Source organism: Pseudoalteromonas sp. DY56-GL22 (assembly GCF_041414715.1).
Taxonomy (GTDB): Bacteria; Pseudomonadota; Gammaproteobacteria; order Enterobacterales; family Alteromonadaceae; genus Pseudoalteromonas; species Pseudoalteromonas simplex.
The window spans coordinates 121,482-141,891 of record NZ_JANHZR010000009.1 but is presented as its reverse complement, the minus strand read 5'-3'; the positions used below and the strand labels follow the sequence as shown (position 1 = coordinate 141,891).

General features: G+C 42.4%; 21 protein-coding genes. 13 read left to right on the top strand and 8 right to left on the bottom strand.

What is annotated here, in order from left to right; translation table 11 throughout:
- Positions 1 to 6: 6 nt before the first annotated feature.
- Both NO991_RS17895 and NO991_RS17890 read right to left on the bottom strand, forming a co-directional pair.
- Positions 7 to 711 carry a response regulator transcription factor gene (locus NO991_RS17895; protein WP_054563933.1) on the bottom strand — a complete coding sequence of 235 codons (705 nt, stop codon included), beginning with the start codon at positions 709 to 711 and terminating at the stop codon, positions 7 to 9.
- Between the two features lie 165 nt (positions 712 to 876).
- Complete coding sequence (locus NO991_RS17890; protein ID WP_371352257.1) at positions 877 to 3,372, bottom strand: prolyl oligopeptidase family serine peptidase; 2,496 nt, start codon at positions 3,370 to 3,372, stop codon at positions 877 to 879.
- 144 nt (positions 3,373 to 3,516) lie between these two features.
- Here NO991_RS17890 and NO991_RS17885 point away from each other — a divergent pair, with 144 nt between their 5' ends.
- Positions 3,517 to 4,581: a hemolysin family protein gene (locus NO991_RS17885; RefSeq protein ID WP_300580938.1), complete on the top strand. Its 1,065-nt coding sequence runs from the start codon at positions 3,517 to 3,519 to the stop codon at positions 4,579 to 4,581.
- Here the strand turns inward: NO991_RS17885 and NO991_RS17880 are convergent.
- Positions 4,578 to 5,798: an EAL domain-containing protein gene (locus tag NO991_RS17880; RefSeq protein ID WP_054554503.1), complete on the bottom strand. Its 1,221-nt coding sequence runs from the start codon at positions 5,796 to 5,798 to the stop codon at positions 4,578 to 4,580. The two genes, NO991_RS17885 and NO991_RS17880, sit on opposite strands and share 4 nt — an antisense overlap.
- Positions 5,799 to 5,971: 173 nt before the next feature.
- Between NO991_RS17880 and NO991_RS17875 the strand changes: the two genes are divergently transcribed.
- Positions 5,972 to 6,988 carry a metalloprotease gene (locus NO991_RS17875; protein ID WP_194442639.1) on the top strand — a complete coding sequence of 339 codons (1,017 nt, stop codon included), beginning with the start codon at positions 5,972 to 5,974 and terminating at the stop codon, positions 6,986 to 6,988.
- A gap of 50 nt (positions 6,989 to 7,038) precedes the next feature.
- Here NO991_RS17875 and NO991_RS17870 read toward each other — a convergent pair whose 3' ends face one another.
- Entirely contained in the window at positions 7,039 to 8,352 is a 1,314-nt protein-coding gene (locus tag NO991_RS17870; RefSeq protein ID WP_054554501.1) for a short-chain fatty acid transporter, read from the bottom strand.
- 115 nt (positions 8,353 to 8,467) lie between these two features.
- On the bottom strand, positions 8,468 to 9,421 hold the full coding sequence (locus tag NO991_RS17865) for a chemotaxis protein CheV (RefSeq protein ID WP_054554500.1): 954 nt from the start codon (positions 9,419 to 9,421) through the stop codon (positions 8,468 to 8,470).
- A 145-nt stretch (positions 9,422 to 9,566) separates the two neighbouring features.
- Between NO991_RS17865 and NO991_RS17860 the strand changes: the two genes are divergently transcribed.
- Entirely contained in the window at positions 9,567 to 10,631 is a 1,065-nt protein-coding gene (locus NO991_RS17860) for a potassium channel family protein (protein WP_138600963.1), read from the top strand.
- Between the two features lie 43 nt (positions 10,632 to 10,674).
- Positions 10,675 to 10,887 (top strand): hypothetical protein, encoded by a 213-nt coding sequence (locus tag NO991_RS17855; RefSeq protein ID WP_300418885.1) that lies wholly within the window; start codon positions 10,675 to 10,677, stop codon positions 10,885 to 10,887.
- A gap of 28 nt (positions 10,888 to 10,915) precedes the next feature.
- Here NO991_RS17855 and NO991_RS17850 read toward each other — a convergent pair whose 3' ends face one another.
- Positions 10,916 to 11,947 carry a cytosolic protein gene (locus tag NO991_RS17850; protein WP_300418887.1) on the bottom strand — a complete coding sequence of 344 codons (1,032 nt, stop codon included), beginning with the start codon at positions 11,945 to 11,947 and terminating at the stop codon, positions 10,916 to 10,918.
- Positions 11,948 to 12,032: 85 nt separating this feature from the next.
- Positions 12,033 to 12,494, bottom strand: a complete 462-nt coding sequence (locus NO991_RS17845) for an EVE domain-containing protein (protein ID WP_300362914.1) — start codon at positions 12,492 to 12,494, stop codon at positions 12,033 to 12,035.
- Positions 12,495 to 12,573: 79 nt separating this feature from the next.
- Between NO991_RS17845 and tesB the strand changes: the two genes are divergently transcribed.
- The gene (tesB, locus tag NO991_RS17840) at positions 12,574 to 13,431 is read left to right on the top strand and encodes an acyl-CoA thioesterase II (RefSeq protein WP_054552365.1); all 858 of its coding nucleotides are present in this window, start codon (positions 12,574 to 12,576) and stop codon (positions 13,429 to 13,431) included.
- Here tesB and plsB read toward each other — a convergent pair.
- A complete protein-coding gene (plsB, locus tag NO991_RS17835; protein ID WP_300362916.1) occupies positions 13,428 to 15,878 on the bottom strand; it encodes a glycerol-3-phosphate 1-O-acyltransferase PlsB in 2,451 nt (816 codons plus the stop codon). The two genes, tesB and plsB, sit on opposite strands and share 4 nt — an antisense overlap.
- Positions 15,879 to 16,309: 431 nt before the next feature.
- On the opposite strand from plsB, the gene rpsJ reads away from it, so the two are divergent.
- Genes rpsJ through rpsC form a run of 8 tightly spaced genes read left to right on the top strand, consistent with a single transcriptional unit; the run spans position 16,310 to position 20,403 of the window.
- The gene (gene rpsJ, locus NO991_RS17830; RefSeq protein ID WP_002957900.1) at positions 16,310 to 16,621 is read left to right on the top strand and encodes a 30S ribosomal protein S10; all 312 of its coding nucleotides are present in this window, start codon (positions 16,310 to 16,312) and stop codon (positions 16,619 to 16,621) included.
- Positions 16,622 to 16,648: 27 nt separating this feature from the next.
- Entirely contained in the window at positions 16,649 to 17,284 is a 636-nt protein-coding gene (rplC, locus tag NO991_RS17825; protein WP_036974218.1) for a 50S ribosomal protein L3, read from the top strand.
- A 17-nt stretch (positions 17,285 to 17,301) separates the two neighbouring features.
- Complete coding sequence (rplD, locus tag NO991_RS17820; protein ID WP_062568199.1) at positions 17,302 to 17,907, top strand: 50S ribosomal protein L4; 606 nt, start codon at positions 17,302 to 17,304, stop codon at positions 17,905 to 17,907.
- Positions 17,904 to 18,206 carry a 50S ribosomal protein L23 gene (gene rplW / locus NO991_RS17815; protein ID WP_054552368.1) on the top strand — a complete coding sequence of 101 codons (303 nt, stop codon included), beginning with the start codon at positions 17,904 to 17,906 and terminating at the stop codon, positions 18,204 to 18,206. The genes rplD and rplW overlap by 4 nt, the downstream gene beginning before the upstream one ends.
- Before the next feature lie 17 nt (positions 18,207 to 18,223).
- Positions 18,224 to 19,048, top strand: a complete 825-nt coding sequence (rplB, locus tag NO991_RS17810; protein WP_054552369.1) for a 50S ribosomal protein L2 — start codon at positions 18,224 to 18,226, stop codon at positions 19,046 to 19,048.
- 16 nt (positions 19,049 to 19,064) lie between these two features.
- Positions 19,065 to 19,343 (top strand): 30S ribosomal protein S19, encoded by a 279-nt coding sequence (gene rpsS / locus NO991_RS17805; RefSeq protein ID WP_010376377.1) that lies wholly within the window; start codon positions 19,065 to 19,067, stop codon positions 19,341 to 19,343.
- 14 nt (positions 19,344 to 19,357) lie between these two features.
- Positions 19,358 to 19,690: a 50S ribosomal protein L22 gene (rplV, locus tag NO991_RS17800; protein WP_004588690.1), complete on the top strand. Its 333-nt coding sequence runs from the start codon at positions 19,358 to 19,360 to the stop codon at positions 19,688 to 19,690.
- 11 nt (positions 19,691 to 19,701) lie between these two features.
- On the top strand, positions 19,702 to 20,403 hold the full coding sequence (gene rpsC / locus NO991_RS17795) for a 30S ribosomal protein S3 (RefSeq protein WP_054552370.1): 702 nt from the start codon (positions 19,702 to 19,704) through the stop codon (positions 20,401 to 20,403).
- Positions 20,404 to 20,410: the final 7 nt, after the last annotated feature.

The window sequence follows — 20,410 nt, the reverse complement described above, 5'->3', positions numbered from 1 at the left end:
AGCTTGCTAAATAGACAGCATGTAACCTTTGCCGCGAACGGTAACGATACGTTTTTGGTCTTTTTCATCGCTTAATTTTTTACGTAAGCGGCCAATAAGCACATCAACGGTTCGATCGCTTGGGCTCCAGTCTGGTTGACCTATTTCTTCGGAAATTTTTTCACGTGATGTCGCTTTACCTGCATTTGCAATAAGGCAAATAAGTACCTTGTGCTCTGCTTCGGTGAGACGAGACTCTTCACCATTAGGGGTCACTAATGTGCGGTTATCTGGGTGCAGTTTAAAGTCGGCATATTCAATAAACTCTTCACTCTCATCATCTTGCTGAGAGCCTTTTATACGCTTGAAAAGAGCGCGCATTCTTAGTTCAAGTTCAAGTAAGTCAACCGGTTTGCAAATATAGTCATCGGCACCTTGTGCAAGGCCTGCAATACGGTCAGCTTGCGAGTCACGACTAGACAGCACAATAACACCAATATCTGTTAGTGCATTAAGTTCTTTGGCAAGCAAAAGCCCATCGCGTTTTGGTAACACAATGTCGATAACGGCTAAAGAAATTGCTTCTTTTGATGAAGCACGCGATTGCACAATGCTTAATGCATCGGCCCCCGTTGAATCTACCTCAATATTAAACTCAGTTTCTTTAAAATGATTAAGAATGCGTTTAACGAGTAGTTCGTCGTCTTCAACCAATAAAACCTGAATAGTCATTCGCTTTAATTTCACACTTGATTTGTTGTTATGTTAGCACTGTATGGCAAAGGCTGAGAAGTGTATTGGCGAGGTTTGTAACTATTTCTTACAATTTAATGGCTTAGCTATAGTTGAAATGGGTGAAAGCTGAGCACTCGCACAGTACTCAGCCAAGTGATTAAACTACTTTTCAGGATAAAGATATTGCCACCATTTTGGCTGATCTTTTAAGTTTTTATCGAAATAAGCCAGCATGGTATTCCACCAGTCGAAGCGTTTATCTCGAGCAAAAATTTGGTGATCTGCGCCTTTGTACTCAATCAGGTCAACATCTTTACCTAATAACTTTAATGCGGTGTACATATTGTGGCTTTCACCAACCGGTACGTTGGTATCTGAATCACCATGAAGGAGTAATAGTGGCGTTGTTACTTTGTCAGCATGAAACACCGGGCTGTGTTGGCTGTAAAGTGTAGGATTGTTCCACGGGTAGCTATTTTTAGATGCCTCAGCTGAGTATAAGTAACCCCACCAACCTTGACCCCAATACGAGGTGATATTTGAAATCCCTGCATGGGCAATCGATGCACTGAACATATCCGTTTTAGTTGCGAGTAGCATGGTCATAAAGCCACCGTAAGAGGCTCCTAAATTACCTACACGCTTACTATCTACAAAGCTGTATTTATCTAAAAAGGCTTTTGTGCCGTCGATGATGTCGTTGGCGGTGTATTCACCCCATGCGTTGACGTGCTTAGCCGAAAATTCTTGGCCAAAGCCTGTTGCGCCCGTAGGTTGTACAACGTAAACAACATAGCCATGCTCAGCCCATAGGTTAAATGGGTAGCGACCGGTAAAACCACGAGTTACTGGTGAAGTGCCACCATAATAATAAACCAGCGCAGGATATTGTTTATTGCTATCTAAATCATGCGGTAAATAAACACGCCCCTTTATTTCAATGCCATCTTTATTAGTAAAGTTAAACTCTTCTAGTGAGGCTACTTGCGTATTTTCATAGCCAATTGGCTTAGAGTCCCACATTACTTTAGCGCGGCTCTTACCTAAGCTTAGTTGTTTTAACTGCTGAGGTGTTGACGCTGTGGTGCCGGTAACCAAAATGCTAGGGGTGCGTTCGTGTGAGTAGCTAACTTGCTCAACAACATCAAAACCCGTATTCACTTTATTAAAACGCTTTTTGCTTAAGTCGAATTGATAAAGTTGTACGGTATCTTGCTCGGTCACTTTAATAAGCGCATCACCGTTTTTAAGTACGTGTAACTGGCCGATAGCCGGGTTAAACTCTTTACTTAGCGCTCTTGCCTTTTTACCGTCACGGCTGAGTAAATAAAGTTGACCGTCATAGTTATTAGCAAGCATTCCTTCAGGAAGATTACGACCTAAGCCATTATTAAAATCTGGTCCGGCAGTGACATAAATTCCGTCGTCAGTATATTTAGCCTGATTAAATGTATTGTATTGACCAAGTACCGTAGTTGCCGATGTCGCTAGGTTTAGCTCAACAAGTTCTGTTGCTGGTTGTGGTGATAGCTGCATTGCTTGTGCAGAGCGGCTCATTAAAACGTGGCCGCTTTTAGCGTCAAAATCTTCAAGTGAATGGCTAAGTGGGCCTTGGCTTAAGATTTTGCTTAGACCTGTGGCGATATCGAGTAAATAGACTTGCGATGTGGTACGAGCATACGACCAACGGTCTTGCAGGCCTTGGTAATGTTTAGTGAGCTTGCCATTGTCTGTTGGAGACTTCGACCAACTAAAAATTAAGCTGTTGTTATCGAAAAACTGAAAGCCACTTGCACCCGCGAGGTTTTTAGCAATGACGCTAAGTTGCATGGTTTTTAGGTTTAAACGCTTAAGCTCGCCATTTAATAAATACACTAAGCTTTTGCTATCTGGGCTCCAAGTTATGTTACTCGGCTGGGCAGACTCAAAGCGATAAAGTGTATTGTTTTTTGCGTCTTTAAGCTCAGTAACATATTGCGCTTGATTAGCGGTTGCATCTTCGTAATGACGTTGGCTAGTTATGAAGTAATCGCCATTTGGTGCCATTGAAATATAACTAACCGTTGGCGCATCGAATAATTGCTTAGCCGACAAACCGTGTTGTTGTTTAGCACTAAATTGCACAGCATCTAGTTCTGACTTAGCCGTAAAATCAAGCTCAACCTCATTCCAGTTGGCTACTTGCTCAGTGATGATAATAAACTGATGATCGCCTTGGCTTAAAGCTAGCTCATAGCTTTTATTTTTTTCTGTTTGCTTTTCACCATCAATAAATAGCTGCGCGTTTTCAATGCCTTTAAGTGTTAATGAGCCTTGGCTAAAACGTTCAGTTGAGGCGGTAAATTTGAGTGCCTGTAAACCACCAAGTGTTAGCGCACTCACTTTATCGAATGATTGCCAGTCAAGCTCATCGCCAAATACGCGTATGCTATCGCCGCTTTTTTGCAAGCTAGGTAGTAGGTTAGCAATAATGGCATCGCGATGATCCGTTTGATATGGCTTAAGTTGCATATTTTCGCCAAGAGGACCAATAAATTGCACCGCTGATTTATCAATGGCAGCGGCCATCGCAGTATTGCTTAACGCACATAACGCTAATGCACTAAATGTTGTTTTTAGCTTGGCTGATTGGCTTAGCCAAGTAGTTGAAAGTGTCATAGTTTCGCCTGTTGAAGGTAATTTAAACCAATATAGCACGCTGCAAATTAGCCAAAAAGTGCTCTGCGTTAGATTGCAGTCGGGTTTGAGCTTGTGGTTTTCAATTGCTATGGTGAGCAGGTTAACTTTTTAAGAGGGCTTACAGTGACATTGTTACTTGTTTATATGTTTGTTGCCATTACGGTTTCGTTTTTGTGCTCAGTGATGGAAGCGGTACTGTTAAGTATTACGCCAAGTTATGTTGCCATGCTCAGAAAGCAACAACCACAACTGGCAAAACGTGTTGGTAAGCTTAAAGACAATATAGACCAACCGCTGGCAGCAATACTTACGTTAAATACCATAGCGCACACGGCAGGCGCAGCTGGTGTTGGCGCACAAGCTGCAGTGGTGTTTTCAGATGCTGCGGTTGGCGTTGCCTCTGCAATTATGACGCTATTGGTTCTAGTGCTTTCTGAAATTATTCCGAAAACATTAGGGGCTAATTATTGGCGAGGATTAACACCCATTGTTAGTGTGAGCCTAATTTGGTTGGTGTTTATTCTAAAACCCTTTGTGTGGTTTGCAGATATTTTAACGCGCTTTTTAGGGCGTAATTACGATGAGGTCTATTATATTCGCCAAGAAATTGAAGCCATGGCTGATATTGGTACTGAATCAGGAGCCCTTGGGCAAGATGAATCTGAAATCATTCGCAGCCTGCTGCATTTTCGTCATGCCAAACTCGATACCTTAATGACACCACGTACGGTGCTTTTTAAAGTACATAAAGATTTAACTGTAAACCAATACTTGGCGGAGCATGGTTCTTCTTCGTTTTCTCGGGTATTGGTTTATGACAAAAATGGTGATGATATTATTGGTTTTGTGCATAAAAATGACATTATGCTGGCTTATCATCGTCTAGGTGAAGACTATAAAATTAGCAAGCTCGTTAAGCCTATTTACACCGTACCAGAAACCTTACATGTGCCGACCTTACTTGAAACCTTACTGTCTGAGCGCACGCATATTTGTTTAGTCGTGGATGAATACGGTGATGTGCAAGGTATTGTCACCCTTGAAGATTTAATCGAAGCATTAATGGGGCTCGAAATTGTTGATGAGCACGATCAATCAGCTAATATGCAAAAAGTCGCCAAACAGCGTTGGCGACAACGTTTAGCATCTAGTAATACCATCGTCAGTGACGATAAGCGTCAACCTTAGCGGCGATGTCCTGCTGCGGTTTTTACCATTTGTCGCCATGAGAGTGACCAATTTAAAAAGTCTTCTTTGGCTTTCGGGCGGCACAGCAAAAAGCCCTGCATAAGAATAAACTCTTTGTAGCGGTCGAGGTATTCGAGTTCTTCCACTCGCTCAATGCCCTCGGCTACAATAGCGAGATCTTCTTGTATCGCTATATTCACTAAGCTACTAACAATCACTTGGGAAAACTGATCGGTTTCAATATTGCTAATCAGGGTGCGATCGATCTTAATTTCGGTAAACGGTAATGTTTTGAGTTGTTGAACATTAGTAAAGCCAGTACCAAAGTCATCGAGCGAAATACCAAAACCGCGCATTCGTAAACGGTTGAGTGTTTCGAGCTGTGCCGCACTTCTAAGTGCATACTGCTCAGTGATTTCGAGGATAATTTCACTTGGAGTTAAATTATTTAAATGTAAGATTAACGCAAGTTTATCTGGGCAGCTTAAATCTTCTAGTTGCGAGGGTGATAAATTGAAAGCGAGCTTTAAGTTTTGATCAAAGTTTTCCTTTATTTCAATAAAATCGCTAGTGGCTTTTTCAAATAATTGAAAAGTAATAAGGTTTATCAAGTCCAAATCTTCAGCAACACAAATAAAGCGTTCGGGCAAAATGATTTCTTGTTCTTGACGCGTGTTGATCCGTGCTAATACTTCAATACTTTCAACCCGGTTGTCATGACGATTAATTTTAGGCTGATAAAACGGGATCACTTCATTGTGGCTGATAGCATGCAGTAGTAATGATTCAGAAATAGGCGCCTGAGTTCGTTCAACATGAATAGCAAAGTGTTCCAACTTTTGAAGTAGTAAGTAAACTTGATTTAATTGTACTGGCTTAGAAACATTACCAATTAAGTGAGCGTTATGCTTGCGAGCTAAGTCAGCAGCTAGGTCTATAACCTTAGGGTCCATCTCAGAAATAATGGCAATTGCACCTTGGTATTTCATGGCGCCTAAATGGCGGATAAGTTCCATGCCATCCATGTCTGGCATATTGAGATCAGTAAAAACAGCATCAAAGTATTTCGGGGCTTTTTTTATTTTTTCTAGTGCTTCCTCAGCACTTAAGCTGGTGGTGATATGAGGGACTTCGAGCTCATTCAAAATAGCATGCATGACAATTAAAATTGCTTTCGAATCATCTACGACGAGAATGTGCCTATTTGACTTAACCATATTCATTCCTTGAATGAGAATACTATTATAAAAGTAGTAGAAAAATTGCATTAAGTCATGTTTATTGATTTCTTTTTGTATAATAAATGAACAATCACTTAAGGGGTTGAAACTCGTAATTTTATCTGTGCGAAGTATAATAGCCGCACTTTTTATTCGTATTTATAAGAACTATGGTCAGACTTCAGTTGAGTCTCGCAGATGAAATCTTTATTTTGCATTTAAACGGCTCACAGTTAATTCAGCTTTTTCATCAACAACAAGCAATTGCCTTCGATAATCCAGAGCCAAAACTTTATGAGTTTGATTTTCAGGGGCAGCGTATTGGCCTTGATACCAGTAAAGTGCACGAAAAAAGCTTAGTGGTTTTTTTTAATCAGCAGCAGGTAAGTCAACTTGCTTTACCTGAGTTGCAAGAAGCCGAACCAAAACGCGGCATTATTGGTTTGCTGGCATTAGGTTTTAAATTATTCAAAAGTGCAAAAGTCGTGAAAGCTGCGTTAGCGGGTGCTTCGGTGGCTGGCTACGCTTGGCTATTTTCCATTGAATTTGCCTTAATGTTAATCGCTTGCTTGGTTGTGCATGAATACGGTCATGTGCGCGCAATGAAATATTTTGGCATTAAAACGAAAGGTATTTACCTTATTCCCTTTGTCGGTGGTTTGGCTGTTTCTGATGATAAAATTACCACTCGATGGCAAGATGTGGTGATCTCACTCATGGGGCCCGCTTTTGGCTTAATTACCTCAGTGCTAGGAGTGGTGCTTTACTACGCCACTGAAATGGAAATATTCGCCGGTGTGGCGGTACTCAGTGCACTGTTAAACCTATTTAACTTGTTACCTATTCTGCCCTTGGATGGTGGCCATGTACTTAAAAGCATTAGTTTTTCGATGCGTTCATGGATAGGCCTAAGTGTATGTTTATTAGGTGTGTTATTTGGCTTGTGGCTGAGTTACACCTTTGGCTTGATGCTACTGGTGTTTTTCTTATTTGTAGGGGCACTTGAGATTATCTTTGAGTGGCGCGGGCGTCACTACTCACACCTCATTCCTCTTGATACTTACGGGCAAGGTTTTTCAGCAGTAATGTACGCACTGGTTGTTGCAGGTCACGTTGCTGTGATGATGCACTTTGCTGACTCAGAAAGCCCAATCCTAAGCTTACCAATGAAGATCTTAGCAAGTTAACTCGTATTGCCAGATATTAGGAAGTGTCTTTATCACTTCCTAATTTGGTGTTAAGGATAAAAACTCAGCATTAACGATATAAACACGCCGGTGATGATAAGCTGCACAAGGCAAAAGCCCATGATGTCTTTTGCTTTTAAGCCGGCAATAGCAAGTACGGGGAGTGCCCAGAACGGCTGAATAAGGTTAGTCCAAGCATCGCCCCATGCGACAGCCATAGCAACCCGTGGCATATCCGCGCCAAGTGTTTGTGCTGCAGGAATGACAATCGGCGCTTGCACCGCCCATTGGCCGCCGCCTGATGGCACAAATATATTCACAAACCCTGCACTTAAAAAGCTCCAAAATGGCAGTGTTTCGGCTGTTGCAATGGCAATAAACCCTTCAGATATTTGTTGAGCAAGTCCCGTTTTTACCATAATCGCCATGATCCCGGCATAAAATGGAAATTGAATCACAATGCCAGCGCCACTAGGGATTGCTTGCTGTAAGCTGCTAAGTAAATTATGCGGTGTTTGATGCAGTAAAATTGCGCTAAATAAGAAAATTGCGATCACGCTATTTAAGTTTAAGCCGCCTCCGTTTAACACAAAATAATAAAATAAATAGGCAAGACCAACGGCACCTACTCCCATACCAAGCAAACGACTATGTTCTATGACTTCGGCTGGGCGGGTGGGTGTTGCTATTTGCTGCGTTTCATCATCAAGCTTTGCGGGGTCAACATAAACACTGTCTTTTTCGCTTGGCAGCATATAGCGATTTACCAACGGCATGATAATAAACAAGCCCACAACAATAGCGATATTAAATGCCGAAAAAATTGTGTTTTCGGTACCTATCACCCCAATGCTTTGCTGTGCAAAGTGGCCATCGGTTGCGATGGTCAGCGGCACTGAACCGGCTAAGCCACCATGCCAAACAATAAAACCTGAATAGGCACTGGCTACTAACAAACGGTAATCAACGCGGGTTTGTTTCGCAATTGCTTTGGCGAACAAAGCGCCAATAACTAAACCAAAGCCCCAATTTAGCCAGCTAGCCAATAATGACACGAGCGTAACGAGTATAATCGCTTTGGCAGAGCTGTTGGCGAAAGTCGCAAGCTTGTTGAGTATGCTGCGCATCACCGGGGTACTCGCTAGCATGTAGCCCGTTAGCAGCACCAGCAACATTTGCATGGCGAATTGTAGCAGGTTCCAAAAACCACCACCCCAAGCCGCGAGCACTTGCGTGGGCGTTGATGGCGTAAAGAGGCTCGCAACGATAAAGCTCAGCAAAGTGAGTAATATAACAAATACAAATGGGTCGGGTAGATAACGCTCTACTAGATTAGTGAATGGTTTAGCAACGCGATTTAGCATGGTTTTTATTGTTGTCGTCGAATCGATAGTGCCAATAAATCATGAATAACGATGATTGGCAAATTGCGACGTCGTTGCTTGAGCTTATGCCTTCAAAAACAAATGCTAAAATTAATTACTGTGAATCTTGCTCAAGCACCGCTTTTAAGCGAGCCTGAACTTCTTCGACTAGCAGTATTGGCTGGAACTTTGATAAAAACGCATTACAACCAACCTTCTCAACTAAAGCTTGATTAAAGCTACCACTCAAAGATGTGTTAAGCACGATATATAGGTTTTTCATGCGGCTGTCGTTACGAATTTCGTGTGTTAAGCGGTAGCCATCCATTGCCGGCATTTCTGCATCGGTGATAACCATGAGTAATTCTTTCTCAACATCTTTGCCTTGATCAGCCCAGCCTTTTAACATTTCGAGTGCTTCAAGTCCGTTACGAGCAGGTATGATTTCGATGCCAAGTTGCGACAAGGTATCGCTTACTTGTTTACGAGCCGTTGGCGAATCATCGGCATGAAGAATTTTGCGGCCTGCAAATTCATTCACGATACTTTTATCAAGAATGTCATTAGATATTTGTACTTCATACTCAACGATTTCGGCGAGCACTTTTTCTACATCGATAATTTCAACTAGATGTTCTTGGCCATCGCGTTTTACTTTAGTTAAGGCTGTTAGGTAGTGATTTTTACCAATTGCGGTTGGCGGTGGCATGATATCTGACCATGTCATATTAATGATCTGATCAACTTTACCAATTAAAAAGCCTTGCACAGTGCGGTTGTATTCAGTGATAACTAGGTTTGTATCTTCGATGTTTTTAGCTTCAGGCATATTAATCGCCTTGCGTAAGTCAATAACCGGAATTGATTCACCGCGTATATTGACTACCCCCGATACTTTTGGGTGCGCATGAGGGATCTTGCTAATTGGTGGCAGCTTTACTACTTCTTTAACTTTAAATACATTTAGAGCAAATAAGTGACGGCTGTGAAGGTAAAATAGCAAAAGCTCTAAGCGGTTTTCACCGACCAGTTGCGTACGCTTATCAACAGAAGCAAGAACACCTGACATATTTCACCCTAAACACCTAATACAGAGATAGTATAGTCTACTATTATTTTTCATCGACATGTATGTTCAATTTAGCGCCTGTTGCTAAATATCCTGCATTACAGTACCGTATCGATAATTTCCCCCACGATAAATTGCAAGGATCATGCACTATTTTTTTAATCGAATAGTAGTTCTTATTCGCAGCCATATTGATCAAGTAAGTTGGCAGGCTGTGGTGCTTACCACGCTTTTGCATATGCTACTAATTTGGTGGCTGCTTATGCTTGCAGGAGAGCAAGCTCTTACACCTCTTGGCACTTATTTTTATTATTATGTAGTAACTACGTCAACAGTTGGCTATGGCGACTTTAGTGCGAGCACTGAGCTTGGCCGTTGGATTGTCGCATTACTGCAAATACCTTTTGGTTTAGCATTATTTGGCGTTCTGTTAGGAAAAACAGGGCAAACAGTAACTTATTTAATTAGGCGCGCTATGACGGGTGATAAAAGCTTCGCACATATAAACAATCACATTATTATCTTTGGTTGGCATGATACACGTACTAAGAAGATGGTCGATTATATCTTGGCCGATCATAAACGTTTAGATCGTCGTATTTTATTGGCCGTTACGGAGCAAATGGAGCATCCATTTTTAGCAAACCCGATGGTTGATTTTGCACGCTTAACTAGCTTTACTGACCTAGATGAGTTGAACCGAATTGCGATTGGCCGGGCCGATAAAATTATTATTGATGGCCAAGATGATGACCAAACGTTTACAACGGCATTACGTATTAGCAAGTTGGTAAATGAACAGTGCCACATTAGTGCACACTTTACTGATGAAACGAAAATCGAAATGCTACATGAGCATTGCCACAATGTAGAATGTAGCAGTGCTAAATCAGCCGAGATATTAGTGCGTTCAATGCAAGACCCAGGTTCAAGTCGCGTGCAAGAAGAGTTACTATCGACATTGCACGGTGATACTCAATTTAGTTTACCAATTCCAAAAGGCGTGCAAGCAATGGAATTTGGCAAACTGTTTCATCACTTTAAATATAGTCACGATGCTATATTACTGGGTGTCGCACATAATTTGAGTGCAAAAAATATGGACTTAAACCCGCCGCTTGATTACGTGGTGAGTGAGGGAGATATTTTGCATTATATCGCTGCTGAACGAGTTTTGAGCGACGAAGTTGATTGGTCAGCGTTGGTATAGTACCAATCCGCAATAATACTTTTAATTAAGTGAATTGGTATATATGAATGAAGTTGTGTTTTTAATTATAGTACTCAGTGCCTACATTTTACCTGTGGTCATTGTGCTCAATAGTAAACGCACGCAAGGCCACGAAAAGAATGCTTGGTTAATCGGTATCATCTTCTTTTCGTGGTTAGCTTTAGTAATGTACTTAACAATTATCCCTAAACACGGGCGAGTCAAAAAGTACCGTAAAGTAAAACCTAAGGGTTAACTTACACCTTAAGCTTACAGCTGCTTTATTACTTCAACTGTTTTAGTTTATGGTCTATCACAGGATCATCGGGTGAGAGTTGCTGAGCCACTTCTAAGACCTTAATTGCATCGTTTGGGTGCTCATCTTGGTGTTTGATTGCAACATCAATCAGCGGTTGCACATCAATCGCATCTTTTTGCTCTTGCATGTGTTCGGCTTTCTCTTCAGCTAAAATTGTATGCGCGGTGCTTAGTAAGGCTAAACGATGTGGCGAACTCTTGTTTGCCTTATTTAGGCGACGATAATAGTCTTCTTTAAAGCGTAGCGTTTTGGTTTGCTGGCGGAATTGGGCGATATCAACTTGCTGGTGGCTTATAAAATCAACAGCAACATCTTTATAAAAGCCAAACTTATTTAAATATGTTGCATGAACACTATGGCCCATACCAAACACGCGTAAGTGGGTGAGTTGTGGGTAACGTTTAGCATGAGCTCGGTCGATACGATTAGTTGGGTCGTAAATAATATAACCCTTTGCATGGCCTAAATCTAAATCGTGGTAGTCACCGTTCCAATCGAATTTTTGCGCGATGTCAGTGCTTGAACGGTCATCCCATGGTGCTTTTTCTTTGTTTTTTGTGCTAACAGGGTGAAAGAGTAAAACTTTATCAAGCTTTAATAGATTGGCAAAGGCGCCAACGGCAAAGCCTCCTCGGCTCAAACCATAACCTAACCGCTCTTTGAATCCGCCAATCAGTGGTGCTAGCTGCTCAATGAAAAACAACAGATTGCGGTGCCTAAACCAGTTGCTAATGCCTAAATGTTGAAAGGCGATAATATTCACATCTTGCTTTTTCGCGAGCTTATAAGCCCAAGGCGAAAAATCATCATTGATATCATATTCTTGATAATTTGTTCCAGCAGGAGAGAAGGTAATTAGCAGGGGCTTATTGGCATCAATGATATGGTATTTTACATAAACATCGCCGAGCAAATCACCGCCAGTCATAGGAACACGGCTTTGTTGCTCATCGCGTGGGAGGTTGGTCCATTCCTCTAACCAATACAGTAATTTCATACATCCCCCTTAGTACCTCTAAAATAAAGGGGCGAAATTATAGCAAAAATAGCAGCTCATTAAAAATGGCCGCTACTTTATACGCTTAGCCCTCGCTCATTGCGATGATCTGTTGCCAGTCATGTTCAGTTACAGGCATTACTGACAATCGGCCGCCTTTTTTAAGGGCAATTTCGGTGATTGCATCATTGGCTTTAATCGCTTGCAGGCTAACTAGCTTTTTAAGGTGTGATTGATATTGCACATTGACCACAAACCAGCGCGGGTTATCAGCGGTTGCTTTGGCGTCGTAGTAATCGCTATTTAAATCAAACTGTGTTGGGTCGGCATAAGCTTCGCGAGTTACCGTAGCGATACCTGCAACACCCACCTGTTTGCAACTTGAATGATAAATCATCACCAAGTCACCGTGCTTGATACCATCGCGCAGAAAGTTGCGGGCTTGATAATTACGCACGCCATCCCACATAGAGGTTTGCTCAGGTGCGTTTTTTAGATCATCAATTGAAAATGCATCGGGTTCGGTTTTAAAAAGCCAATAAGCCATAATGAGGTGCTCTTACAAAGATTTACTTCCAATTAGTCTATAGTATCATTAAACGCTTGTCGGGATTGAGGATAAATAAATGAGCCAAGTATTAGATGACCTACTGTCATTAATGTCGTTAGAAGAGATTGAGCAAGGCTTGTATCGCGGGCAAAGCCAAGATTTAGGATTTAGAGCGGTTTTCGGTGGCCAAGTAATGGGCCAAGCCCTATCTGCCGCAAAAGAAACATTACCACAAGGGCGTATTGTTCACTCTTTACACTCTTACTTCTTGCGTCCAGGTGATGCTGCAAAGCCGATTGTCTATGATGTAGAGAATATCCGTGATGGTAAAAGTTTTAGTACTCGCCGTGTAAAAGCAATTCAATATGGTAAGCCAATTTTTTACATGACCGCTTCTTTCCAAGGTGAAGAAGAAGGCTTATCACATCAAGCGCAGATGCCTGATGTCCCTCAGCCTGAAGAATTAAAGTCATCGCTTGAATTTTACCAAGCAAATGCAGAGCTTATTCCTGAACCAATTCGGAATAAGTTCATTCGTGAAGTGCCTATTGAAATGCGCCCTGTGACTTTTCATAACCCATTCAAACCACAAGTGATGGAGCCAGTTAAGCATATTTGGTTTAAAGCTAATGGTGAGATGCCTGACGATCAGCGCATTCATAATTACTTACTTGCGTATGCATCTGACTTTGAATTTTTACCGACTGCATTACAGCCGCACGGCGTATCGTTTATGCAGCCGAATATGCAGGTCGCGACGATTGACCATGCGATGTGGTTTCACCGCCCGTTTAGACTAGACGATTGGATTTTATATTCGATTGATAGCCCAAGTGCGAGCTCTGGTCGTGGTTTGGTGCGAGGTCAGTTCTTTGACCGTCAAGGCAATTTAGTTGCCTCAACGATCCAAGAAGGGGTCATGCGTCAGCGTTAATCTTTTGTGTGCTGAGCTTGGCTTTGCACTATATCGTCAATTGACTGCCAGACCCGTGCTGGCAGCAATGCTTTAAGGTATAAATACACCTCACACAGTTCATTGCTACCCGTTAAGCCTTGCTCTGTTTCGGTAATTAGCTTTTGCTCTCGCAAGCTTGAAATAAAACCAATAAGTACTTTTTTGTCGAAGAACTCAGGGGTTTTAATGCCGTGCAAGGTACCTAAGCGCTCAGCTAACACTTGGCTTTCGTGTTCAAGTTCTTCACGCTCAATACCACTGCTAGTTTGAATAAAGCCAACCACGATAGCGTAGCGTTGTAGTGTTAAACTTAGGGCACGACCGAGCATTTCGAGTTTCGCTAAGCAGTCGTTGCTGTTAGTGATCTTGATATTATCGCCATCAATTTCAATCAGGTCTTGATCAACGAAGCTTGCAAGTACGCGCGTAATGTAGTTTTCATCTAGCTCGTGTAAGAACCACTCTTTGGCAAACAGTGGGTAAAAACGTGCAATTAAGGCTTGGCAATCAGCCATCGTGGTTTGATGTGCTTTGAATAAATGCAGCGCCAATAAGCTCGGTACTGCAAATAAGTGCAACACGTTATTACGGTAGTAGTTGAACAGTGTTTTTTCTTTATCGTTAATTGCGATAATTTCGCCAAACTCGTCACTGATCACATCAAACTTATTAAGTTTAAGTGCATGCTCTAATAGCTGCTCGGCGCTTTCGTCTGGTGTGGTCACCTTTTCACTGTAGCTGGCGCTACGCTGTAAATGTAGATAAAACTCAAGCTGAGCAATCAGCTTAGGTTTACTTAATGCGTGTTTATCATTTACCAGTAATATCATCGCAAGTAGATTCACCGCATTGAGTGCAGCGGCGCTATTAATATTAACCATTACTTTATCAGCAAGGTTGGCAACCTGGGGACCAAGCCATTGTGGCTTTTGCACGTCGGTTGGGTGAATAGACTCGCGCCAGTCAGGTTGTTGGTCATTGAGGTATTGGTTTATCGAAATAGGGTCGCCAAAGTTTAAATAACCACGACCATAGTTTTTCAGGTTTTTAATCGCCTTAAAAATACCTAATACCGACTCACCTTTTTTATCGTTACCGGCAAGCTCTTTTAAGTAGGTATTAATTTCCATTACGTGCTCATAGCCAATGTATACAGGCACAATTGAAATAGGGCGATCAATGCCACGTAACATGGCTTGTAATGTCATGGCGAGCATACCTGTTTTTGGCGGTAGCAAGCGACCAGTTCGGCTACGACCACCTTCAGTGTAAAACTTTACTGAATAGCCTTTGATAAATAACTGGCTCAGGTACTCTTTAAATACAGCTGAATATAACTTATTGCCCGCGAATGAGCGGCGAATAAAGAAAGCACCACTGCGACGGAAAATCCCCCCTGCTGGGAAGAAGTTTAAGTTGATACCCGCAGCGATATGCGGCGGAACTAAGCCTAAATGGTAAATAGAATAGGTCAGCAATAAGTAATCCATATGCGAGCGGTGGCATGGCATATAAATAATCTCGTGGCCTTTATCAGTGAGCTCATGTACTTGCTCTGAAAACTTAATATCAATCCCGTTATAAAGCTTATTCCACAGCCAAGTTAAAATACGGTCTGCAACACGAATGGTGGCATCGCTATAATTGGCGGCAATCTCATCAAGTAGCTTCAGCGCATTTTGGCGCGCTTGCTCTTGACTGATGTTTTTCTCTTTCGCTTCTATTTGAATTGCTTTTTTTATTGTTGGTGAGGCAAGTAGCGAATTAAATAACTGCTCACGTGATGGCATTTTCGGGCCTGTCGCTGCCAATTTTTGGCGACGAAAGTGCACGCGGGCTACACGTAAAAGCTTATGAGGTAGTTCATCAACATCGGCTTTTTCATTCACCAATAACGATAAGTCGAGCGGTTGGCTAAAACGGATAAAGTTATCGCGCCCAGAAAATAGCAACACAAAGAACTTACGAAACCAGCTGGGTGTTAATGAATGAGACACCAAAGTACCTAAACCTGGTTTTTCTTTACCCGGATTACGGCCCCATAAAATCGTCACCGGAATCACTTGGACGTTTTTCTCACCTGATTGCATCAGGTGGTCAATAATTTGTTTGCCTTGCTGCAGAGCATTGCTAGGTTTGCTTTTGTTACCAAATAGCGGTGGTGGGTTTTGAATACCGATAAAGCGATCAAGTTCTGCATTACCTAATAACTGCTCTTCGGTCGGGTTAGGTAAGCCGTATTTTTTACATACCCGCGCCAGTGCTGCTAAATCAGAGCGTGCATTTAGCCTAACAATATAGAAAGTAGGGTTAGCTGGGTTTAGATTGTATTGTTCAATCGGATTCTCTGGCAGCACCTTACTTTTTACAAACAAGCGGTTCATACCGGCAGAAATGAAATTTAAACAACGATTAATGATACGCATTAACTCACCAAAGTTATTAGTAGATATTAAATAGACCGAGTGTGGTCAAAAATAAGCGGCATAGAATAACAATTATTAACTGGACTGACCATTTAAAAGCGATTTTCTAGCCTCTTTACTCGCACAAGTATAATTTAAAGACGCTAATGTTATTGATAAAGTTCGAAAATCAAACAAAATTTAATTTAGACCTTTGAGATTTTCAAAATAGTTGTTGCATTTATCACCAATATATCTATAATACGCAGGCTTTCAAAATTCCCTCGGGAACTTGGAAGGAAAGATTAAGCTTGGATTTCAAGCTAATAAACAGGAATTCCGATTTGGAATTCAACGTAGATATAAGAAAGCAGCCGACATCTTAGTTATTAAGATTGTTTCGGTCGTTTTTTTATGCTCTTTTTAAATGCTCTTTATATTGAGGTTTAAGAATGTCAAATCAACGCATTCGTATTCGCCTAAAAGCTTTTGACCACCGTTTGATTGACCAATCAACGGCGGAAATCGTGGAAACTGCGAAACGCACTGGCGCTCAAGTACGTGGTCCAATCCCACTACCTACACGCTTTGAACGTTTTACTGTACTAACTTCACCGCACGTTAACAAAGACGCGCGTGATCAGTACGAAATCCGCACCCATAAACGTCTGATCGACATCGTAGAACCAACTGACAAGACTGTTGACGCTCTTATGCGTTTAGATCTTGCTGCTGGTGTTGATGTTCAAATCAGCCTGGGTTAATCGGAAGATTAGAGAGGTTTTAGGAAAATGGCATTAGGTCTAGTCGGTCGTAAAGTGGGTATGACACGTATCTTCACTGAAGATGGTGTATCTATCCCTGTGACAGTTATCGAAGCGACACCTAACCGCATTGCTCAGATCAAATCTGAAGCAACTGACGGTTATAACGCGCTTCAAGTAACCGCAGGCACTAAAAAAGCAAGCCGTGTAAACAAAGCAGCAGCGGGTCACTTCGCTAAAGCTGGTGTTGAAGCGGGTCGCGGTCTGTGGGAATTCCGCCTAAATGGTGGTGAAGGCGATTTTGAAGTAGGCGCTGAGCTTACTGTTGAATTATTCAACGAAATCAACAAAGTTGACGTAACCGGTACTTCTAAAGGTAAAGGTTTCCAAGGTGGTGTTAAGCGCTGGAACTTCAGCATGCAAGACGCTACTCACGGTAACTCTCTATCTCACCGTGCTCCTGGTTCAATCGGTCAAAACCAATCACCTGGTAAGGTGTTTAAAGGTAAGAAAATGGCCGGTCACATGGGTGCTGAGCGTGTAACGACTCAAAACTTAGAACTAGTTCGCGTTGACGCTGAGCGTAACTTGCTTTTAGTTAAAGGTGCAGTACCTGGCGCTATCGGCGGTGACGTTATCGTTAAACCAGCTGTTAAAGCATAAGTCCTGGAGATTTAGTGATGGAATTAGCAATTAAAGACGCTTCTGGCGCTCTTGAAGTTTCTGAAGCTACTTTTGGACGTGAGTTTAACGAAGCATTAGTACACCAAGTAGTTGTTGCTTACGCAGCAGGTGCTCGTCAAGGTACTCGTGCTCAGAAGACACGTTCTGAAGTTAGCGGTGGTGGTAAAAAACCATGGTCTCAAAAAGGTACTGGCCGTGCACGTGCTGGTACAATTCGTAGCCCAATTTGGCGTTCAGGTGGCGTTAGCTTCGCAGCTAAACCACAAGATCACAGCCAAAAAGTAAACCGTAAAATGTACCGCGGTGCGATCAAAAGCATCTTATCTGAATTAGTTCGTCAAGAGCGTTTAATCGTTGTTGAGCAGTTTGGTCTTGAAGCACCAAAAACTAAAGAACTAGTTGCTAAGCTTAAAGAACTTGAGCTTAAAGATGTTCTAATCGTGACTGAAGAAGTAGATGAGAATCTTTTCTTATCGGCACGTAACCTATACAAGGTTGACACGCGTGATGTAGCTGGTATCGATCCTGTAAGCCTAATCGCTTTCGATAAGGTACTTATTACAGCTGCTGCTGTTAAGCAACTTGAGGAGGCGCTAGCATGATCCGTGAAGAACGTCTTTTAAAAGTGATCCTTGCTCCACACATCTCTGAAAAAAGCACTATCGCTGCTGAAGAGAACAACACGATTGTTTTCAAAGTAGCTTCTGATGCAACTAAAGCTGAAATCAAAGCTGCAGCAGAAAAGCTTTTTGAAGTAGAAGTAACTGGTGTTCGCACACTAAACGTTAAGGGTAAAACAAAACGTACTGGCATGCGTTTCGGTCGTCGTTCAGACTGGAAGAAAGCTTACGTTACTCTTAAAGAAGGTAGCGAGCTAGACTTTGTCGGCGGCGCCGAGTAATAAGGGGAGTTAGAATTATGGCACTTCAAAAGTGTAAACCAACTTCTGCGGGTCGTCGTCACCTGGTTAAAGTGGTTAACCCAGATCTACATAAGGGTAAACCTTACGCACCACTACTAGAGAAAAACTCTAAGTCTGGTGGTCGTAATAACAAAGGTCGTATCACGGTTCGTCACATCGGTGGTGGTCATAAGCATCATTACCGTGTAATCGACTTTAAACGCACTAAAGATGGCATTCCAGCTGTTGTTGAGCGTCTAGAGTATGATCCAAACCGTAGCGCAAACATCGCTCTTGTATTATATGCAGACGGTGAGCGTCGTTACATTATTGCACCTAAAGGCTTAAAAGCTGGTGATTCAATCCAATCTGGTATTGATGCACCAATCAAAGCTGGTAACACGTTACCAATGCGTAACATGCCTGTAGGTTCGACTGTTCACAACGTAGAATTAAAACCAGGTAAAGGCGCGCAAATCGCACGTTCTGCTGGTGCATACGTTCAAATCCTTGCTCGTGAAGGTCAATACGTAACTCTACGTCTTCGTTCTGGCGAAGTTCGTAAAGTTCCAGCTGACTGTCGCGCAACACTTGGTGAAGTAGGTAATGCTGAGCATATGCTTCGTTCACTAGGTAAAGCTGGTGCAAATCGCTGGCGTGGTATCCGTCCGACAGTTCGTGGTGTTGCCATGAACCCGGTAGATCACCCGCACGGTGGTGGTGAAGGTCGTACATCTGGTGGTCGTCATCCTGTGTCTCCATGGGGTAAACCGACTAAAGGTGCTAAGACACGTAAGAACAAGCGTACTGATAAATTTATCGTACGTCGTCGTACTAAATAATAGTTGAGGAATAGCCATGCCACGTTCTCTCAAGAAAGGTCCTTTTATTGACCTACACTTGCTGAAGAAGGTAGAGAAAGCGTTGGAAAGCGGTGACAAGAAGCCAATTAAAACTTGGAGCCGTCGTTCAATGATCATACCTAACATGATCGGATTGACCATCGCTGTCCATAATGGTCGTCAGCACGTTCCTGTGTTCATCACAGACGAAATGATCGGTCACAAACTAGGTGAATTTGCACCAACTCGTACTTACCGCGGTCACGCTGCGGATAAGAAAGCGAAGAAACGTTAAGAGGGGAATGATAAATGCAAGCATTAGCTAAACATAAATTCGCCTCTGGTTCGGCGCAAAAAGCACGTCTAGTTGCAGATCAGATCCGCGGACTTCCGGTTGATCGCGCTCTAGAAATCCTGGCGTACAGCCCTAAAAAAGCGGCTGTATTAGTTAAGAAAGTACTTGAGTCTGCTATTGCTAACGCAGAGCATAACGAAGGTGCTGACATTGATGAGCTTCGTGTAACTACGATCTTTGTGGACGATGGTCCAACAATGAAGCGTATTATGCCACGTGCTAAAGGACGCGCAGACCGCATCCTTAAGCGTACAAGCCACATCACTGTTGTGGTTTCAGATAGCTAGGAGTATAAGTAATGGGACAAAAAGTTCATCCTACTGGTATTCGCCTAGGTATCTCTAAACCTTGGGTTTCTACCTGGTACGCGAATTCAAAAGATTTCTCTGATCAGCTTTTTGGCGATCACAAAGTACGTACTTTCCTTACTAAGGAATTAAAAGCGGCTTCTGTGTCTAAAATCGTTATCGAGCGTCCAGCTAAATCTATCCGTGTAACAATTCACACAGCTCGTCCTGGTGTTGTTATCGGTAAAAAAGGCGAAGACGTTGAAAAACTACGTCAAGCAGTAACTAAGATTGCAGGTGTTCCGGCTCAGATTAATATCGCTGAAGTTCGTAAGCCTGAACTTGATGCACAACTAGTAGCTGACGGTATTGCGTCACAGCTAGAGCGTCGTGTTATGTTCCGTCGCGCTATGAAGCGTTCGGTACAAAATGCAATGCGCATTGGTGCAAAGGGTATCAAAGTTGAAGTTAGCGGTCGTCTTGGCGGTGCTGAGATCGCACGTTCAGAATGGTATCGTGAAGGTCGTGTACCTCTACATACTCTTCGTGCTGATATCGACTACGCAACTTCTGAAGCCTTAACCACTTATGGTATCATTGGTGTTAAAGTTTGGATCTTCAAAGGCGAAGTTATTGGTGGTTTACCACTAGTACAAGAGCAAGAGAAGCCAGCTAAACGCGCGCCAAAGAAAGCCAAAAAAAGTGCTAAGTAGAGGTAGC

Excerpts from the sequence above, each read along its gene's own strand:
- NO991_RS17895 (WP_054563933.1), bottom strand. The coding sequence starts at position 711 with ATGACTATTCAGGTTTTATTGGTTGAAGACGACGAACTACTCGTTAAA.
- NO991_RS17890 (WP_371352257.1), bottom strand. The coding sequence starts at position 3,372 with ATGACACTTTCAACTACTTGGCTAAGCCAATCAGCCAAGCTAAAAACA.
- NO991_RS17880 (WP_054554503.1), bottom strand. The coding sequence starts at position 5,798 with ATGGTTAAGTCAAATAGGCACATTCTCGTCGTAGATGATTCGAAAGCA.
- NO991_RS17875 (WP_194442639.1), top strand. The coding sequence starts at position 5,972 with ATGGTCAGACTTCAGTTGAGTCTCGCAGATGAAATCTTTATTTTGCAT.
- NO991_RS17870 (WP_054554501.1), bottom strand. The coding sequence starts at position 8,352 with ATGCTAAATCGCGTTGCTAAACCATTCACTAATCTAGTAGAGCGTTAT.
- NO991_RS17865 (WP_054554500.1), bottom strand. The coding sequence starts at position 9,421 with ATGTCAGGTGTTCTTGCTTCTGTTGATAAGCGTACGCAACTGGTCGGT.
- NO991_RS17860 (WP_138600963.1), top strand. The coding sequence starts at position 9,567 with ATGCACTATTTTTTTAATCGAATAGTAGTTCTTATTCGCAGCCATATT.
- NO991_RS17855 (WP_300418885.1), top strand. The coding sequence starts at position 10,675 with ATGAATGAAGTTGTGTTTTTAATTATAGTACTCAGTGCCTACATTTTA.
- NO991_RS17850 (WP_300418887.1), bottom strand. The coding sequence starts at position 11,947 with ATGAAATTACTGTATTGGTTAGAGGAATGGACCAACCTCCCACGCGAT.
- NO991_RS17845 (WP_300362914.1), bottom strand. The coding sequence starts at position 12,494 with ATGGCTTATTGGCTTTTTAAAACCGAACCCGATGCATTTTCAATTGAT.
- tesB (WP_054552365.1), top strand. The coding sequence starts at position 12,574 with ATGAGCCAAGTATTAGATGACCTACTGTCATTAATGTCGTTAGAAGAG.
- plsB (WP_300362916.1), bottom strand. The coding sequence starts at position 15,878 with ATGCGTATCATTAATCGTTGTTTAAATTTCATTTCTGCCGGTATGAAC.
- rpsJ (WP_002957900.1), top strand. The coding sequence starts at position 16,310 with ATGTCAAATCAACGCATTCGTATTCGCCTAAAAGCTTTTGACCACCGT.
- rplC (WP_036974218.1), top strand. The coding sequence starts at position 16,649 with ATGGCATTAGGTCTAGTCGGTCGTAAAGTGGGTATGACACGTATCTTC.
- rplD (WP_062568199.1), top strand. The coding sequence starts at position 17,302 with ATGGAATTAGCAATTAAAGACGCTTCTGGCGCTCTTGAAGTTTCTGAA.
- rplW (WP_054552368.1), top strand. The coding sequence starts at position 17,904 with ATGATCCGTGAAGAACGTCTTTTAAAAGTGATCCTTGCTCCACACATC.
- rplB (WP_054552369.1), top strand. The coding sequence starts at position 18,224 with ATGGCACTTCAAAAGTGTAAACCAACTTCTGCGGGTCGTCGTCACCTG.
- rpsS (WP_010376377.1), top strand. The coding sequence starts at position 19,065 with ATGCCACGTTCTCTCAAGAAAGGTCCTTTTATTGACCTACACTTGCTG.
- rplV (WP_004588690.1), top strand. The coding sequence starts at position 19,358 with ATGCAAGCATTAGCTAAACATAAATTCGCCTCTGGTTCGGCGCAAAAA.
- rpsC (WP_054552370.1), top strand. The coding sequence starts at position 19,702 with ATGGGACAAAAAGTTCATCCTACTGGTATTCGCCTAGGTATCTCTAAA.